This is a genomic window from Brassicibacter mesophilus, assembly GCF_050433385.1.
GTDB classification, from domain to species: Bacteria; Bacillota; Clostridia; order Tissierellales; family Proteiniboraceae; genus Brassicibacter; species Brassicibacter mesophilus.
In genome coordinates this window covers 19,608-36,490 of the sequence record NZ_JBNPXI010000007.1, presented here as the reverse complement: position 1 = coordinate 36,490, position 16,883 = coordinate 19,608, and the positions used below count along the sequence as shown (strand labels likewise).

The window sequence follows — 16,883 nt, the reverse complement described above, 5'->3', positions numbered from 1 at the left end:
AATATGTTACTGGCTTCTTCTTTTTTTGTTATTTTTATATGACATAAATAAGCCTGCTAATATTGAACCAATTATATTAAATATAATGTCTAGATCAGTATCTATTAATCCATGTTGATTATTACTGTTAAATAGCTCATCTAAAGTAAACTCTATAACTTCAAAAAATACTCCTCCAGATATACCTAGTGAAGCAACAATGATGAATATCAATCCCCTTGAATTTGCTTTAAAATTAAATAATGAACATAATATTGAATAGTAAAATAAAGAAAAGGAAAAAGAACCTAATAAATGTAGTAAATTATCAAACCAATAAGATGTTATATATAAATTGAAAAGCTGACCACCAGCAAGGTGAAATATTACAGTTATAGAGATAAGTATTTTTACATAAGATTCTAATTTAATAATTAAGTTATTTTCAAAAAATATAAGGATTATATAAAAAATACTTATAACAGCAAGGTTATATAAGAAGTGTGGTCTATTTATTATTATGAATTCAATTGAGATTAATGATAGTATTAGAAAGAATAATATATCAATACGACTAGAGCTTTTATCATTCATAATTTAATACCTTCTTTTCCAGTTTTATTGTATTAGTATGTGTAACAACACATAATATTAAAACTATGAAAATTATATATCAATAAATTCAACATTAAGATTTACAATTAAAAAATAAAATATTACAAAAATGAAATAATATTATTAATAATAAAAGCTAATTTATTAACAAATATTAAAAAAACGATTGATTGTAATAATAATCCAATAGATATATAATAATAGTTATAGAAATAATGGGGGTGTTATACAATGAAAAAATTAGGATTGATATTAGTTATTTTATTAACTATGAGCTTTGTATTCGTTGGTTGTACTAATCAAGAGCCAGTAAATTCAAACACAACAGAGAATGACAATACTGAGCAAACAGTAGCAGATACAAATGATTCAGCTGATAATGAGGAACAACAGCCAGTTAATGATTCTAAAGCTGATGAAAAAGCTTTAAGTGTAGTTAAGAAGTTAGAAATATTTGACCACAGCTTCTCAAACTATGGTATCCTTTATAACAACTATATTGACAAGGTAAATAGTTTGTTCTTTGAAGGAGAAGTTCCTACATTCAATGCAGACAAACACTTTAAACTATCTTATGTAGCAGCAGGAGAAGAAGCAAAAGCATATACAGACGAGCAAAGAAAAGCTGCTAAGGAAGAAAATAAAAACCAAGTTACTATAGAAGTGTCAAAAGTATTCACAGAAGAAGGTAGAAACTGGAAATATGTTTATACAAAAGCTACTGTAGTTGATCCAACTAAAGAAGAAGGTAAACAAACATCATACATATATAGAAGATATGTACTGATAGCACAGGAAGGTGATTGGAAGATCTTAAGCCTAGATCAATTTAATTGCGAAGAAGGAACTGAAGAACAAGATATTATGTTTAATAAATATAATAACGAAGTAGTTCAGTATTCTGATTCTATACCTTTTGTTCAATAACAATTGATTTTGGTTACACTAATATGTAATAAGAAGATGGAGCTTTTATAAAAAGCTCCATTTTTTTATAATAAATTAAGATGAAATGGTATAATAAATAATATGCTTTAAAAATGAATTAAAGGATGAAGTTCTAGGAGGTCCTATAAATGATAAAACTGTACAATGTTTTTAAAAGGGAAAGAAATCGAACATTTAAGAAATTTATTAAGATGAGTAGTTTTTTTAAGATACTATGTACAGTTACAATAATTGCTTTTATTATAAATATAATACCAGCTTTGGCATTTGCACAGGATAATGATAAAGTAGTATTACAGCTTAGATGGCATCATCAGTATCAGTTCGCTGGATACTATGCTGCAAAATGGATGGGATACTATGAACAAGAGGGACTAGATGTTGAAATAAGACCTGCACTTACTGAGAATATTGGTGTTCTTTATGCGACAGAGGAAGTAGCTGAAGGACGTGCTCAATTTGGTATAGGTTCATCGGATATATTGCTTTCTCAAGATCGTGGAGCAGAGCTGTGCGTTGTTGCTTCAGTATTTCAAAGAAGTCCAATAGAGTATTATATGAGAGAAGATGCTTCATATAGATCCATAGTAGATTTAACAAAATTAAAGGTTGCAAGAAGACAAAATGATCTTCTTGATATAGAGTTGCAAGCTATGTTAATAAGTGAAGGAATCAATCCGAATAAGTTACCTCTTATTATTGATACGGAAGAATTTACTGTTAATGATTTTAAAACACATAAATATGATGTTATACCTGGATATATGGGAGCTATAATAGATTTTTATGCGCAAAAAGAGGGTATTAATCTGAAAGTGATTAAGCCTATAGATTATGGGATAGACTTTTATGGAGACTCGCTTTTTACCTCAAAGAAATTGGCCTATGAAGATCCTGAACTTGTTGAAAAGTTTAGAAAAGCAAGTATGAAAGGATGGGAATACGCACATGATCATCCTGAAGAAGTTGCTGAGAGAATTGCAAACGAATATAAAGTTAAAGGTATTCCTCATAAAGATTTTATTGAATACAATAAGTATCAAGCTAGTAAGATATCACAGCTAACACTATATCCGATAGTTGAAATGGGAAATGTAAACCCATATAGATGGCAAAAAATGCATGAAATGCTAACAAAGCTCAATCTAGTAAAGGGACAAATTAATTTAGAAGATTTTGTATTTGATTATCAAAAGATAACTACTGAGAAGTATAAAAAAATAGAGAAAGGAATAATTTTATTTCTCATTATTAGCTTTATTGCGTCTATAATAATTTTTATGTTTCACCTAGCTAATAAAAACTCTATGCTTAAGAATGAAGTATCAGAAAGAAAACGTGCTGAGAATAGGATAATTAAAAGTAAGCAGAGATATGAAGCTATATTTAGTAGTGCTATATTAGGTATAACTATTACAAGTAAAGAGGGGATAATATTACAGGCAAATGAAAAGTGGCTTAGTATGACAGGATACTCAGAGAAAGAAATACTAGGTAAAGATATCAGAGAATTTATAGATGATGATAGTGATAAAAATATAATTAAAAAGATTGGAGATTTTAATAGTGGAAAAATAAATAATTATGAGATAGAAAGAAAATACAAGAGAAGAGATGGAAGTATCTTTTGGGGTAAGCTGTTTATGACCTCTATATATGATCAAGATAGTGAAAGAAAAGTAAACCTTGGTATGGTAGTAGATATTACAAATAGAAAAATAGAAGAAGAAACCGTTAAGAGAAGTGAGAAGAGGTTTAGAAATATAATAAAAGAAGTGGCATCTCAAATATCTGATAATGAAAATGCAGGAAGCTTTCTTATAAAAGATAACGATTTTAATGATGCATACAATAGTGATAATGAAAGAAGCAGGTTATCATTAAAGCTTGAGAAAATAAACCTTGAGTTAGAGCGAATGTTTAAGAAGGAATTAGATGAGAATAAGAGAAAAGAGGCACTTCTTATATATCAAGCTAGACTAGCAGCTATGGGAGAAATGATAGCAAATATAGCTCACCAATGGAGGCAACCGCTTAATAGTTTAGGCTTAATACTATCGAATATAGAAGATGCATATATATATAATGAGCTAGATAACGAATATCTTCACTCATCTGTAGAAAAATCAAGGCGATTAATATTAAAAATGTCTGAAACCATAGACGATTTTAGATACTTTTCAAGTCCAAATAATAAAAAAGAAAAATTCTCTATATATGATAATATTAAAATATTATTAGAGTTAGTAGAAGAAAACCTTAGATTTAATGACATAAAGGTTAAGTTTGAAGATATAAAAAACATAGAGGCATATGGTTATGCTAATCAATATTCACAAGCTATTTTTAATATTATAAATAACTCTATTGACGCTTTATCAGTTTCAAGCACAGAAGATAAAGAAATAAGAATATCTATACATGAAGAAAAAGATATGGCAATTGTTGAAATAAGTGACAATGGCGGTGGGATAAGCAGCGATATAGCAGACAAGATATTTGACGTTTACTTCACAACTAAACAAGGATCGAAAGGAACTGGATTAGGACTTTATATTACAAAGATTATCATAGAAAATAATATGGATGGCAAAATTCAGTGGGAAAACACACTAGATGGAATTTGTATGAAGGTAGCTATTCCTAAAGATAAGGAGTGATATCATTTGAAACTTTCAAATACTTCAGGACTTATAAGCAACTTAAAAGTACTTTTTGTAGAGGATGAAGATTTTGCTCGAAATGAGCTATCAAGATTCCTGAAAAGGAGAGTTGGAAAACTGTATGTTGGTAAAAATGGATTAGAGGGGCTAGAAATAATTAAACAATATAATCCTGATTTAGTTATTACTGATCTTAAAATGCCAAATATGGATGGACTTGAAATGATAAGGTCTGCAAGAGATATTGAATATGAGGGTGCAATAATAATCGTCTCAGCACTTTCAGACAGTGAAACAATTTTGAATGCTGTTGATATAGGTATTGTAAAATACGTAGTAAAGCCAGTAGATACAGAACAGCTCGTATCTACTATGGAGGCAATAGCTCCAAATATATTAAAAGATAAGTTAAAGAATACTATAATAAATAACTCATTACTAATAGATAAAGAAAAAAAGCAAGAATTGGAGCAAAAAATAAGAGGTGAAATAGCATCTTTTATAAAAAATTACACAGGAAAAGGTCCCAGAAATGTACAAGTGTTTATTCAAGGTAATTATATTGATGTAAAGGCCGAAGGAGTATTGACATTATTAGAGATGAACCTTATATCAAATAACAGAAATAATAGTCTAGTTGACTATAACAGAAGGATGTTTTATATGGAAAACCGTGATGTACTTGAGCAAGCAATCATGAGTATTATTGACAGTAGAGTAAACTTAGTAGAAGCAGAATGTGACTCTATAACCAATACAGATAGTCTAAAACTTTCATTTGCATAATGCATATTTGCAACTTGCATTTAATAGATTGGTATGTTATAATATTATCAATAAAAACGTTTTCAAGCTTATTGGATAAGCTGATATGGATACATTGAAGATGTAAGCCTGTTCAGTGAGAAGCTTAAAACGGTTAAATAATTTTATATGGTTGACAAGTGTTAAAGATAGCATTTATGTGAGGCTTTAATAGGTCAGCGCTAAAGAATTAATAGTTCTTTTGTGCTGACCTTTTTTGTTTTCATTAGTTTATTAAAAAATAAAATACAGTAAATCTAATTAGGATTAGGGGGGATAGTAGATATATCAACGATGACAGCGTTTGCAAAAGTATAAATGTGCGAAATTATAAACAGGAGGGGTTATTTTATGAGTAATAAAGCTTCTATATATGAATTGGATGGAAAGCCAGAATTAAGTTTAGCTATACCTTTAGGCTTACAGCATGTTTTAGCAATGTTTACTGGGAACATTGCACCTATAATAATCATAGCAAACGTTCTAGGACTTCCATCAGCGGATAAAGTATTTTTAATACAGTGTGGAATGATTGTAGCTGGTCTTGTAACATTAGTACAATTATATCCTGTAGGAAGAGTTGGTGCAAAGCTTCCTCTAGTGATGGGTACTAGCTTCGCATTTGTTCCAACAGCTATTGCGGTAGGACAAACATATGGATTGCCAGGTATCTTAGGTGGTTCTCTAATAGGAAGTTTTGCAGAAATTATGATGGGATTTTTTATTAAACCACTTCGCAAATTCTTTCCACCGATTGTAACAGGTACAGTTTTAATAGCGATAGGATTATCATTACTACCTGTAGGAGTTAACTATTTTGCAGGTGGAGTAGGAGCAAAAGACTATGGTTCTCCACAGAATCTTTTCTTAGGATTTTTAGTGCTATTTATAATTATTTTATTACAACGTTTTGGTAAAGGAATATTCAACGTAGCTTCAATTCTTATAGCTCTTGTAATAGGATATCTAGTAGCAATACCACTAGGTAAAATAGATTTTTCAGGTGTAGCAGCAGCAAGCTGGTTTAGTATCCCTACACCACTAAAATATGGTATAGAGTTTCATTTAGATGCTATTTTAAAATTTGCTGCAGTTTATTTAGTAGTTGGATTAGAGACATTAGGAAATATCTCAGGGATTACGCTAAGTGGATTAAATAGAGAAGCTAATGAAAATGAAATGGCTGGAGCCGTTATGGCTGATGGAGTAGGAAGTTTATTTGCAGCACTATTTAATGTACTGCCTAATACAGCGTATGGACAGAATGCTGGTATTGTTGCAATGACAAAAGTTATGAATAGATTCTGCGTAGCTACTGGTGCAATATTCTTAATACTAGCTGGGATAATACCTAAGTTTGGTGCTATATGTGCAGCTATGCCATCCAGTGTTTTAGGAGGAGCTGTAACAGTAGTGTTTTCAATGATTACTGTAAGTGGTATTAAGATGGTAAGCAAGGCTGGGCTAGATTCAAGAAATGGATCAATATTAGCAATATCATTAGGATTAGGATTAGGATTTAGTGCAGTACCTGCATCTATGGAATACATGCCTGCAATACTTAAGCATTTCTTTAGTGATTCAGTTGTTGCAGCAGGAATATTAGCATTAATATTTAATATTGTTTTTCCAGAAGAAAAAAATAAATTAGAAAGCAATGCTGCTTAAGCATCAGAATAAACCCCATAAAACACTAATTTCTTCCCTAGTCATATTGGCTAGGGAGGAATCTTTATATAGATATTAAAAGGAGTGAGGATTTTGATTACTATCAAGGAATATGTTGTTCCACAGAATATACAAGAAGCATATGAGTATTTAGTCTCTAAAAAGAATACTACTTTGTTTGGTGGTGGAGCATTTATAAGGATGGGCTCTAAAAACATACAAGTTGCTATTGATTTATCAAAAGCAAATCTTGATTATATAAAAGAAACGGATAATACTATTGAAATTGGCGCTATGGCAACCTTTGGAGATATTGAAAGATCGGAAGTACTAAAAAAATATTTTAGTGATGTTTTAGCTTCATCGGTAAAAGAAATAGTTGGAGTTCAGCTAAGAAACATAGTAACAGTAGGAGGAACCGTTTACTCTAGATATGGATTTTCAGACTTTATTACTGGGCTATTAGCTTTAGACACAAAGGTTAAGCTTTATAAGCAAGGAATCATTAGTCTAGAAGAATTCTTAGCTGCTGGAAGCAAAGAAAGAGACATATTAGAGTGCATAATCATTGAGAAAAACTCACGAAAAGCGACATTTAAAACAATGAGAAATTCTAAAGGTGACTATGCAATGCTTAATCTAGCTTTATCAAATCTCGATGGCCAAATCCGAGTATCAATGGGAGCGAGACCAAATAGAGCTATCTTAGCATATAAGACTATGGAATATTTAAATAACAATGGAGTATCTGATGAACACATAAATAAAGCTAGTGAGATATTGGCAGAAGAAATATTATTTGGCTCAAATACAAGGGGCAGCAGAGAATATAGAAGACAAATATCCAAAGTCTTGTTTAAAAGGGCCTTGAAGGAGGTTATTGAACATGATAATTAATATTAAGATAAATGGAATAAATAAATCACTTAATGTATCACCTGATGAGTATCTTATAGATGTGTTAAGAAAAAATGGCTATATGTCTTTAAGACAAGGCTGTGATACAGGTACATGTGGTATGTGTACTGTTCATATGGATGGAAAGGCAGTGCTGTCGTGTGTAATGTTAGCAGCTAAAGCAGATGGACATGAAATAACTACTATAGAAGGAGTTCAGAAAGAGGCTGAAAGAGTAGGTAGATACCTAGTAGATGAAGGTGTTGATCAATGTGGATATTGCAGTACAGGAACTATCATGAGTATTCTTTATCTTGAAAAATGTATTAAAGATCCTTCTGATGAAGAGATATTACACTATTTAAGTGGAAATCTTTGTAGGTGTACAGGGTATGAAGGACAGCTAAGAGCAATAAAGAAGTATTTGGAGGCGAGAAAAAATGAAGGCAGTAAATAGCTCTATTTCAAAGATCGACGGTATGGGTCTGATAAAGGGCAAGCCCGTTTATACCGACGACTTAGCATCAAGAGACTCACTCATTGTAAAGGTATTAAGAAGTCCTCATGCTTTTGCTCGAATAAAGAAAATAGATACGTCTATAGCTGAAAAAGTTCCGGGGGTAGAGTGCATATTTACACATAAAAACATAACTAGAAAGCCGTTTACAAGAGCAGGGCAATGCTATCCGGAACTATCTGCATATGACAAGTTTTTATTAGATGAACATGTAAGACATGTAGGTGATGATGTAGCTATAGTGGCTGCTGTTGATGAAAAAACAGCGGTAAAGGCAATGAAGCTTATAAAGGTTGAGTATGAGGTGCTAGAACCTGTACTAGACTATGAAAAGGCTGAAGGACATAGCACTATTGTTCATCCTGAAGAAGACATATTTACAAACATAAATGTGGGATTTGATAGAGAAAAAAATATTGCATGTAAGGTAGGTCTAGAGCTTGGAAATGCAGACGAGATTTTAAAGGACTGTGATGTAGTAATAAAAAGGACATACAGATCACAAGCTCAAGCACAGGCTATGGCCGAAACACAAAGAACATATACCTATATGGATATGCATGGTAGGTTAGTTGTAGTATCATCTACACAGATTCCATTCCATATAAGGAGAATACTTGCTACGGCACTAGATATACCTGAAAGTATGATAAGGGTTATAAAGCCAAGAGTAGGTGGGGGATTTGGAGCAAAGCAGACAGTGCAGTCTGAGTTTTATCCAGCTTTAGTAACGTGGAAAACTGGAAAGCCTGCTAAAATCATATATACAAGAAGGGAAGTATTTAGAGGAACTACATCAAGACATGCAATGAAATTTGATGTAACTATTGGAGCTAATAAGGACGGAAAGATTAAAGCAATAGATTTGCAAGGTATATCAGACACAGGGGCATATGGAGAACATTCACACACAACTATTGGAGCAGCAGGTAAAAAAGTTTTAACATTATACAATAAGGTAGATGCGGTAAGATTTAATGGAACTGCTTTATATACAAATCATGTTCCTGGAGGAGCATTAAGAGGATTTGGAGTTACTCAAGGAATATTTGCTGTTGAATCAGCATTAAACGAGCTTGCAGGTGAGCTCAAAATTGATCCAGTAAAAATCAGAGAAATGAATATGATTAAAAAGGGTGAAACTACGAAGCTGCTGAACATGACTACAAAGGATTGGGGAGACGCCCCGATGCATATGGACAGCTGTATGCTTGAATACTGTGTATCTAGAGGAAAAGAACTAATTGAGTGGGATGAAAATTATCCTAACATAAAGATTAGTGACACAAAGGTCAGAGGAGTAGGTATGGCTATTGCACAGCAGGGATCTGGTCTTCCTAAAATAGATATGGCATCAGCTGTATTAAAGCTTAATGCAGATGGCTTCTTCAATCTGTTAATAGGAGCTACAGATATAGGTACAGGAAGTGACACTATACTAGCACAGATAGCTGCTGAAACATTGGGAGTTGATGTCAGTCGAATTATCGTATATTCTTCAGATACAGACATAACTCCATATGACAGTGGAGCATATGCATCAAGTACAACTTATACAACTGGTAATGCAGTAATAGATGCTGCAAAAAATATGAAGAGCTTAATTGTAAAATATGGAGCCGAATATTTTAATACTGATGAAAATAATATAGTGTTTGATGGAAGTAATATTACGAGAAATGATAATAAAGAGAGCATCAGTCTAAACGATTTTTCAAAAAAGATAACCTATAATATGATTCATACTCAACTAGTTGCAAGTGGTTCATTTGTTCCCAAAAAGACAGCTCCTCCATATATGGCAGGCTTTGCTGAGGTAGAGGTAGATTTGGAAACTGGAAAGGTAGATGTAATCAATTATGTAGGAGTAGTAGATTGCGGAACACCTATAAATCCAAAGCTTTCGAAAATACAAGTAGAAGGTGGAATAGTACAGGGGATAGGTATGGCACTATATGAAGAAGCAAAATATACTCCTGAAGGAAGACTTATAAACGATACATTCATGGAATACAAGATACCTACAAGAAGAGATATAGGAAACATAATAGTAGAGCTTGCTGATGGTTATGACGAAACTGGACCTTATGGCGCAAAATCAATAGGAGAGGTTGTAATAAATACTATAGCACCTGCGATAACAGATGCAATATACAATGCATGTGGAGTAAGAATAAGAGATCTTCCAGCAACTCCAGAAAAAGTATTAACTGAACTACTTCAGAAGAGATAGAAAGGACGGGAAACCGTCCTTTTTCTATTCTCTACTAACTCAATACTGTCTAAGTATTGTAATTTTTAGCTGTCCTTTCTAAAATTAATCTACTTATGTAGAAGCTAACTGGAAATAATATTAGTAGTTGAATAACAGGTATTAAAGCTATGTTAGTAGTTGGGAACAAAGGCATTAATTCATTGTATCCCCATCTACTAGAATGAAGTGCACTAATTTCAAAATAAAAGCTTAGGAATAAGGCATAAAGTGCCATAATAACATACTCCTTTAAGTTCCACCTTCTTATTATCCAATTGACATCATGATTTACTAACACTAACAATCCATAAAGTACTATAGTCATCATAATATCTCCCAATGTAGCACTAGTCATTAGTCTGGTATGATTGGTCAAATCAGCCATAGTATAATATATACTGCATTGCCAATATTCCCATGCAGCTTGTAATATCAATGAAACTATAGCTATGACCAAAAGATTCTTGAGAAATTTATGCATATATTTCATCCTTTCATAAAATTGCCTATTTTCTTTATTATACACTAATAGCATATTATCTTCATATTCTCTTCACAAAATGCAGCTATAATTAAATCAACAAATATATGAGGAGGCGATTATATGAAAAAAATTATATCCTTAGTTCTTGTTGGAATTTTGGTTATTTCTGTTGGAAGCTTTGCTCTTGCAGCTGATGGGGGCGAGAAACTTCCAGATTGGTTTAAGGACATGATTAAATGGAGAAAGGATCAAGTACAACAAGCAGTAAAAGATGGTGAAATGACTGAAAAACAAGCAGAATATTGGAGTGAGCATTTCGACGATATGCAAAAATACCATGAAGAAAATGGCATTGGATATCCAGGATCTTGTCATGACAGTGGGTTTGGAAGAGGATATGGAAATGAAAATAACAGTGGGTTTGGTCCAGGAATGATGAATGGAGGATACTGGAACAATCAAGCCCAATAAATAAATGTCTATAAGAAAGCTATAAATGAGGTGCACCCCAAAAGTTAGGCAATAAACTTAACTTTTGGAGGTGCACTTTTATATTAAAAATAGTACTTGAGTATATATAGAGTCACTGCGACATATTAACTTAATATGATATAATAATTTTAGTTTAAAAATACGAATAATGTTAAAAATAATAGACAAGCTATACAATTAGAGGTGAATCATGTTTAATATTTCAGATGAAATAATTAAGGATGTAAGTGCAAATTACACTACTTATGTTAAAGGGCAACAATACTATACAGAAAAGAAAGTAAATGCATTAGTATTTGATAATGAAAAGATGTCATTTTATGCTACTGTATCAGGCACTAAAAACTATAGAGTAAAAACTGAATTTGATTCGGATGGAGATTTTCGTAAGGCGACGTGTACGTGTCCAGCATATGATGAATACTGGGGTTACTGCAAGCATATTATTGCTGTACTATATGAGATTAGAGAAAGAGAGCGAAGAGGCGAATATATACATGCTAAATCACAAGGAATAGCTAAAAATATATTAGATTTTTTTCGATTTAAGCAAACAGATGCGAAGATTCCAGTACAACTTGAATTAACATATGAATTTGATTTTAATGAATATATTGGTATTGAAAATGCATCTTTCTTGAGCATGCGTATTGGGGAGAATAAGCTATATACTGTAAAAAGTATAAAAAAGCTACTTGGGAGCATAGAAAGTAAGGAGCAATTACAGTTTGGAAAGCATTTTACTTTTGATCCCGAAAAGCACAGCTTTAGAGAAACTGACCAGCCTATCATAAATCTTTTACAGGAGATATATGACACAGAAGAAATAATAAATGAACGGAATTATGGCTTTGGGAAAACAAGCTTATTTAAAGGTAAAAGGGTACAACTTACAACTATAGCAACAAAGAGACTTTTTGATATTATTAAAGATAGAAGCTTTAATGCAATAATTATGAATAGGCAATTTGACAATGTTAAGATATTAGAAGAGGATATACCACTAAAGTTTACACTAGATAAAAAAGACAATGATCTAGTACTTAATGTAGACTATGGAAAGCTGTTGATTCCATTAGTAGTAGACGGAGAATACTTTTTAAGACATGATACAATCTATAGGGCTTCAAAACAACAGCGAGAATATTTTGCTCCATTTTACTCAGCACTTTCTAAGCAAAAACATAACTCAATAAAAATACCACAAGAATACAATGATAGATTCGTATCTGAAGTATACCCGTTTATAGAAAAAATAGGAGATATTGAAATAGATGATAAAGTACAATCATCTATTTATAAACCACGTATTAAAATAGAAGTTTATCTAGATAATAATGAGAACACAATCATATGTGATTTGAAGTTTGTCTATGGAGACATAATAATAAATCCATTTGCTCATGAAGAAAAGAAAGCAAAAGAAGAGAGAATATTAATAAGAGATTTGGAAAAAGAAAAAGAAGTTCTTAATCTCTTTGAAGCATCAGAATTTAAGGTTAAAAATAATCAGGTTTATCTTGATGATGAAGAAAAAATATATGATTTCATTTATAGAAAGATACCTATGCTTCAAGAAAAATCCGATATATTTTATTCAGAGGCTTTTAAGAGTGTAAAAATCAGGGAAGCATCATCGTTTTCTGGAGGAATTAGGTTAAATTCTGAAAATGATATGCTAGAGTTTACATTTGATATAGATGGCATTAGTAGATCAGAGCTTATAGATGTTTTTAATTCATTAAAGGAAAAGAAAAAATATTATAAGCTCAAAGATGGCTCTTATCTTCCTCTTGAAATGGGTGAGCTTAATAGCATCTCAGAAGTATTAGATTACCTAGATCTTGATAAAAAGGATTTTGACAAAGATAGCATACAGATACCTAAGTTCAGAGCAATGTATTTAGATGAGAAATTTAAGCAGTCAGAGCTTGGATATATAAAGAGAAATCTATTATTCAAAGAATTAGTACAAAATATAAGAGAACCCGGTGATATAGACTACTCTATACCTCAAAAACTTGAAAGCATATTAAGAGATTACCAGAGATTTGGATTTAAGTGGTTAAAAACATTATCTGCATATGGCATGGGCGGAATATTGGCAGATGATATGGGGTTAGGCAAAACTCTCCAAGTATTGGCTTTTATATTATCAGAGAAAACAGAATATGATAATCTTCCTACTCTTATTATAGCTCCTACTTCACTAGTGTATAACTGGGCAGCCGAAGTTGAAAAATTTACACCTGAGCTAAAAACACTAATAATTGCAGGAAATAAAAGTGAAAGACAGACGAATATAGATGATATTATGAACTATGATATAGTTGTAACTTCATATCCACTTATTAGGAGAGATATAGATCTGTACGAGAATATTAAATTTAAATACTGCATATTAGATGAAGCACAGCACATCAAAAATTCCATGTCACTTAATGCTAAATCAGTAAAAGAAATAAAAGCACAGAACTACTTTGGGCTTACAGGAACACCTATTGAGAATTCTTTGACAGAGCTATGGTCTATATTTGATTTTATAATGCCTGGATACCTACAATCACACAGCAAATTCGTAAAAAGATATGAAAAGCCTATCATAAAGGATCATGACAATAAAGCTTTGGATGAGTTGAGTAAGCATATTAAACCATTTATACTAAGAAGACTTAAAAGAGATGTGTTAAAAGAGCTACCTGAAAAAATAGAGCATAAGCTTGTAGCAGAACTGACTAAGGAGCAGAAAAAAGTATATCTAGCTTATCTTAAGCAAGTAAAAGGTGAGATAGAAGAAGAAATAAAAGATAAAGGCTTTGAGAAAAGTCACATAAAAATATTAGCTGGATTAACAAGGCTTAGACAAATTTGCTGCCATCCATCTCTATTTATTGATGAATTTAGCGGAGAAAGTGGTAAGCTTCAGCTTCTTGAAGAGATAATAGATGACTCTATAGATAGTGGGCATCGTATATTGCTATTTTCTCAATTTACAAGTATGCTGAAGATAATTAAAGATATGCTAGAGAAAAAAGGTATAAAGTTCCTATATTTAGATGGCTCTACAGACACTAAAGAAAGAGGACAGCTAGTTGAGAGCTTTAACAAAGGAAACGGAGATGTTTTTCTTATTTCTCTAAAAGCAGGAGGTACAGGCCTAAATCTCACTGGTGCAGATACAGTTATACACTTTGATCCATGGTGGAATCCTGCTGTAGAAGAACAGGCCACGGACAGAGCTCATAGAATAGGACAGAAAAACTCCGTTCATGTTATGAAACTAATAACGCAAGGAACGATTGAAGATAAAATATACAAGCTTCAAGAAAAGAAAAAGAAAATGATTGATGCAGTAATTCAGCCCGGTGAAACACTTGTTTCAAAAATGAGTGAAAATGAAATAAGAGAATTGTTTGAGATTTGATATAAATAAGCTTAATGGAGGATAAATATGGATAAGATTTGGAACTATAATGGACAAAGAATAGGAGAATTGTCTGTTGTTGAAAATATATTATATTCAAAAGGAATAACAGATCCAGAAGAAATAGAAGAATTTTTAAATGATAAACCAAAAAAAACATATGATCCATTTTTAATAATGAACATGAATGAAGCAGTAGAAAAAATCAGATATCACTTAGATAATAACAGCAAGATTATCATATTTGGAGATTATGATGTTGACGGTGTTACCTCCACAACACTTTTAGTAGAGTTTTTCAGATATACTACTGACAATATAGACTATTATATACCTAATAGATTTTCTGAAGGATATGGTATGAATAAAGATGCAATAAAGTATATCAAGGAAAAAATGAATGGTGATTTGATAATTACAGTTGATAATGGAGTAAGCTCTTTTTTTGAAGTTGAATATGCAAAAGAAATAGGACTAGATATCATAGTTACAGACCATCATAATCCTCCAGAAAAGCTACCAGAATGTGTACTTATAAACGTAAAGCAGCAAGGAGATGAATATCCTTTTAAGGAACTGTGTGGCTGTGGAATAGCATTTAAGCTAGCACAAGCATTACAAAGAACATTAAATTTTCCAAAAGGGATATTATCAAATCTCTTAGATTTGGTAACTTTGGCAACTATAGCAGATATAGTGCCTTTGATAGATGAAAATAGAACATTAGTAAAATACGGACTAAAGACTATTAACTCAAATAAACGTCTAGGACTATCAGTTTTAAGAGATGTAGTTGGATTAAAAGAAAAAGAGATTAATGTAGGGAGAATAGGTTTTGTTATCGGACCATGCTTTAATGCCGCTGGCAGAATAGAGGATGCAAAGCTAGGTGTAAAGCTTTTATTAGAAAAAGATGTTGAAGAAGCAGCAAAGCTAGCTAGTATATTATTTGGACTAAATAAAGAAAGACAGAAGATACAGGAAAAAGGAGAAGAGTATTGTCATTCTCTAGTGGAAAACTATTATATGGACTATGACTTTTTAGTGCTAAGAGCAGATGGCATTTCAGAAGGAATCATAGGAATCGTTGCTGGTAGAATAAAAGATACATTCTATAAGCCGACATTAGTAGTAACAAAATCCGAAGAAGGATATTTAAAAGGAAGTGGAAGAAGCATCAAGGGAATAGACATATATCAGGAATTAGTTGAACTTTCTGATTTGTTTATTGGCTTCGGTGGGCATGAAATGGCATGTGGATTTTCTATCGAAGAAGAGAAGCTAGACGAACTGAGAGAAAGACTTGATAAAAGAGCTAAAAAGATCAAGAAAGATAGTCCTAGTATATTTGTACCTAAAATAGAGATAACATCAGAACTAGATGCACATGAATTAACACTAGAGCTAATAGAAGATATAAGTAAGCTTGAACCTTATGGAATGGGAAATCCTAAGCCGTTATTTATGATAAAGGGTGTAGAGGTTAACACTAGTTGGACAAAGGCATGTGGCAGCAATAATGAGCATTTGAAGTTTAATGGGAAAAAGGGAAACACATTTCTTAATGGAATAGGTTTTTCTTTAGCAGAAAAGTATAACAAACTAAAGTTGCCTTCATCAGTTGATGTAGCTTTTAGTCCAGAAATAAATGAGTATAATGGGAAAATTAGTCCTCAGATGGTGATAGAGGATATAAGAATATGAACAAAATAGAATGTCCATGTGAAGGAAATTTTGAGGAAACTATAGGTTCATAAACCAAGAAGATCTTATAAGCAAATTTTTTTCTATTTTATTCATATACAAGTGTATTTTTAGATTTAAACTTAGGTATGTATAATACAATAAAAAATGAAGGAGGATTATTGGATGAATATAAAAATATTGGGAACAGGTTGTTCAAAATGTGACGATCTAGAAAAAAATGTTAAGCAAGCTGTAGACGAATTAGGTATAGAGGCTACCATTGAAAAAGTTGAGGATATTGTTAGTATAATGAAATATGGAGTTATGACAACACCAGTACTTGTAGTAGATGAAAAGGTTGTTGTAAAGGGAAGAACAGCTGATGTAAATGAAATTAAGAAGCTTATAAGCAAATAGATTTAATGTTTTTCATATAACCATATATTAATAAG

General features: G+C 31.9%; 13 protein-coding genes. 11 read left to right on the top strand and 2 right to left on the bottom strand.

Translation table 11 applies throughout. From position 1 onward, the window contains the following. Window positions 1-6 precede the first annotated feature (6 nt). Window positions 7-573 (bottom strand): DUF2238 domain-containing protein, encoded by a 567-nt coding sequence (locus HNR33_RS09495; protein WP_429082766.1) that lies wholly within the window; start codon window positions 571-573, stop codon window positions 7-9. A 252-nt stretch (window positions 574-825) separates the two neighbouring features. Here HNR33_RS09495 and HNR33_RS09490 point away from each other — a divergent pair, with 252 nt between their 5' ends. The 7 genes from HNR33_RS09490 to HNR33_RS09460 all read left to right on the top strand — a co-directional run bounded on the left by HNR33_RS09490 (window position 826) and on the right by HNR33_RS09460 (window position 10,324). Then, window positions 826-1,521, top strand: a complete 696-nt coding sequence (locus HNR33_RS09490; protein WP_429082764.1) for a hypothetical protein — start codon at window positions 826-828, stop codon at window positions 1,519-1,521. A 149-nt stretch (window positions 1,522-1,670) separates the two neighbouring features. Continuing rightward, window positions 1,671-4,202 carry an ABC transporter substrate-binding protein gene (locus HNR33_RS09485; RefSeq protein ID WP_429082763.1) on the top strand — a complete coding sequence of 844 codons (2,532 nt, stop codon included), beginning with the start codon at window positions 1,671-1,673 and terminating at the stop codon, window positions 4,200-4,202. A gap of 6 nt (window positions 4,203-4,208) precedes the next feature. After that, entirely contained in the window at window positions 4,209-4,991 is a 783-nt protein-coding gene (locus tag HNR33_RS09480; RefSeq protein ID WP_429082761.1) for a Na-translocating system protein MpsC family protein, read from the top strand. A gap of 369 nt (window positions 4,992-5,360) precedes the next feature. After that, a complete protein-coding gene (locus tag HNR33_RS09475) occupies window positions 5,361-6,677 on the top strand; it encodes a uracil-xanthine permease family protein (protein WP_429082759.1) in 1,317 nt (438 codons plus the stop codon). A gap of 93 nt (window positions 6,678-6,770) precedes the next feature. Beyond that, window positions 6,771-7,574 (top strand): FAD binding domain-containing protein, encoded by an 804-nt coding sequence (locus tag HNR33_RS09470; protein ID WP_429082757.1) that lies wholly within the window; start codon window positions 6,771-6,773, stop codon window positions 7,572-7,574. Then, complete coding sequence (locus tag HNR33_RS09465) at window positions 7,564-8,031, top strand: (2Fe-2S)-binding protein (RefSeq protein ID WP_429082755.1); 468 nt, start codon at window positions 7,564-7,566, stop codon at window positions 8,029-8,031. The genes HNR33_RS09470 and HNR33_RS09465 overlap by 11 nt, the downstream gene beginning before the upstream one ends. Continuing rightward, entirely contained in the window at window positions 8,015-10,324 is a 2,310-nt protein-coding gene (locus tag HNR33_RS09460; protein WP_429082754.1) for a xanthine dehydrogenase family protein molybdopterin-binding subunit, read from the top strand. The genes HNR33_RS09465 and HNR33_RS09460 overlap by 17 nt, the downstream gene beginning before the upstream one ends. Before the next feature lie 49 nt (window positions 10,325-10,373). Here the strand turns inward: HNR33_RS09460 and HNR33_RS09455 are convergent, their stop codons facing one another. Then, on the bottom strand, window positions 10,374-10,826 hold the full coding sequence (locus HNR33_RS09455; protein WP_429082753.1) for a hypothetical protein: 453 nt from the start codon (window positions 10,824-10,826) through the stop codon (window positions 10,374-10,376). Between the two features lie 123 nt (window positions 10,827-10,949). On the opposite strand from HNR33_RS09455, the gene HNR33_RS09450 reads away from it, so the two are divergent. From HNR33_RS09450 to HNR33_RS09435, 4 genes are all read left to right on the top strand, one after another. After that, a complete protein-coding gene (locus HNR33_RS09450; RefSeq protein ID WP_429082751.1) occupies window positions 10,950-11,300 on the top strand; it encodes a DUF2680 domain-containing protein in 351 nt (116 codons plus the stop codon). A gap of 211 nt (window positions 11,301-11,511) precedes the next feature. Continuing rightward, window positions 11,512-14,745 carry a DEAD/DEAH box helicase gene (locus HNR33_RS09445; RefSeq protein ID WP_429082750.1) on the top strand — a complete coding sequence of 1,078 codons (3,234 nt, stop codon included), beginning with the start codon at window positions 11,512-11,514 and terminating at the stop codon, window positions 14,743-14,745. A gap of 27 nt (window positions 14,746-14,772) precedes the next feature. Continuing rightward, complete coding sequence (recJ, locus tag HNR33_RS09440) at window positions 14,773-16,449, top strand: single-stranded-DNA-specific exonuclease RecJ (protein ID WP_429082748.1); 1,677 nt, start codon at window positions 14,773-14,775, stop codon at window positions 16,447-16,449. A gap of 165 nt (window positions 16,450-16,614) precedes the next feature. Continuing rightward, the gene (locus HNR33_RS09435) at window positions 16,615-16,848 is read left to right on the top strand and encodes a thioredoxin family protein (protein ID WP_429082746.1); all 234 of its coding nucleotides are present in this window, start codon (window positions 16,615-16,617) and stop codon (window positions 16,846-16,848) included. Window positions 16,849-16,883 lie beyond the last annotated feature (35 nt).

What these genes read in the sequence shown, in the direction of transcription:
- HNR33_RS09455 (WP_429082753.1), bottom strand. Translation starts at nt 10,826, where the DNA reads ATGCATAAATTTCTCAAGAATCTTTTGGTCATAGCTATAGTTTCATTG.
- HNR33_RS09475 (WP_429082759.1), top strand. Translation starts at nt 5,361, where the DNA reads ATGAGTAATAAAGCTTCTATATATGAATTGGATGGAAAGCCAGAATTA.
- recJ (WP_429082748.1), top strand. Translation starts at nt 14,773, where the DNA reads ATGGATAAGATTTGGAACTATAATGGACAAAGAATAGGAGAATTGTCT.
- HNR33_RS09445 (WP_429082750.1), top strand. Translation starts at nt 11,512, where the DNA reads ATGTTTAATATTTCAGATGAAATAATTAAGGATGTAAGTGCAAATTAC.
- HNR33_RS09460 (WP_429082754.1), top strand. Translation starts at nt 8,015, where the DNA reads ATGAAGGCAGTAAATAGCTCTATTTCAAAGATCGACGGTATGGGTCTG.
- HNR33_RS09490 (WP_429082764.1), top strand. Translation starts at nt 826, where the DNA reads ATGAAAAAATTAGGATTGATATTAGTTATTTTATTAACTATGAGCTTT.
- HNR33_RS09465 (WP_429082755.1), top strand. Translation starts at nt 7,564, where the DNA reads ATGATAATTAATATTAAGATAAATGGAATAAATAAATCACTTAATGTA.
- HNR33_RS09435 (WP_429082746.1), top strand. Translation starts at nt 16,615, where the DNA reads ATGAATATAAAAATATTGGGAACAGGTTGTTCAAAATGTGACGATCTA.
- HNR33_RS09450 (WP_429082751.1), top strand. Translation starts at nt 10,950, where the DNA reads ATGAAAAAAATTATATCCTTAGTTCTTGTTGGAATTTTGGTTATTTCT.
- HNR33_RS09485 (WP_429082763.1), top strand. Translation starts at nt 1,671, where the DNA reads ATGATAAAACTGTACAATGTTTTTAAAAGGGAAAGAAATCGAACATTT.
- HNR33_RS09495 (WP_429082766.1), bottom strand. Translation starts at nt 573, where the DNA reads ATGAATGATAAAAGCTCTAGTCGTATTGATATATTATTCTTTCTAATA.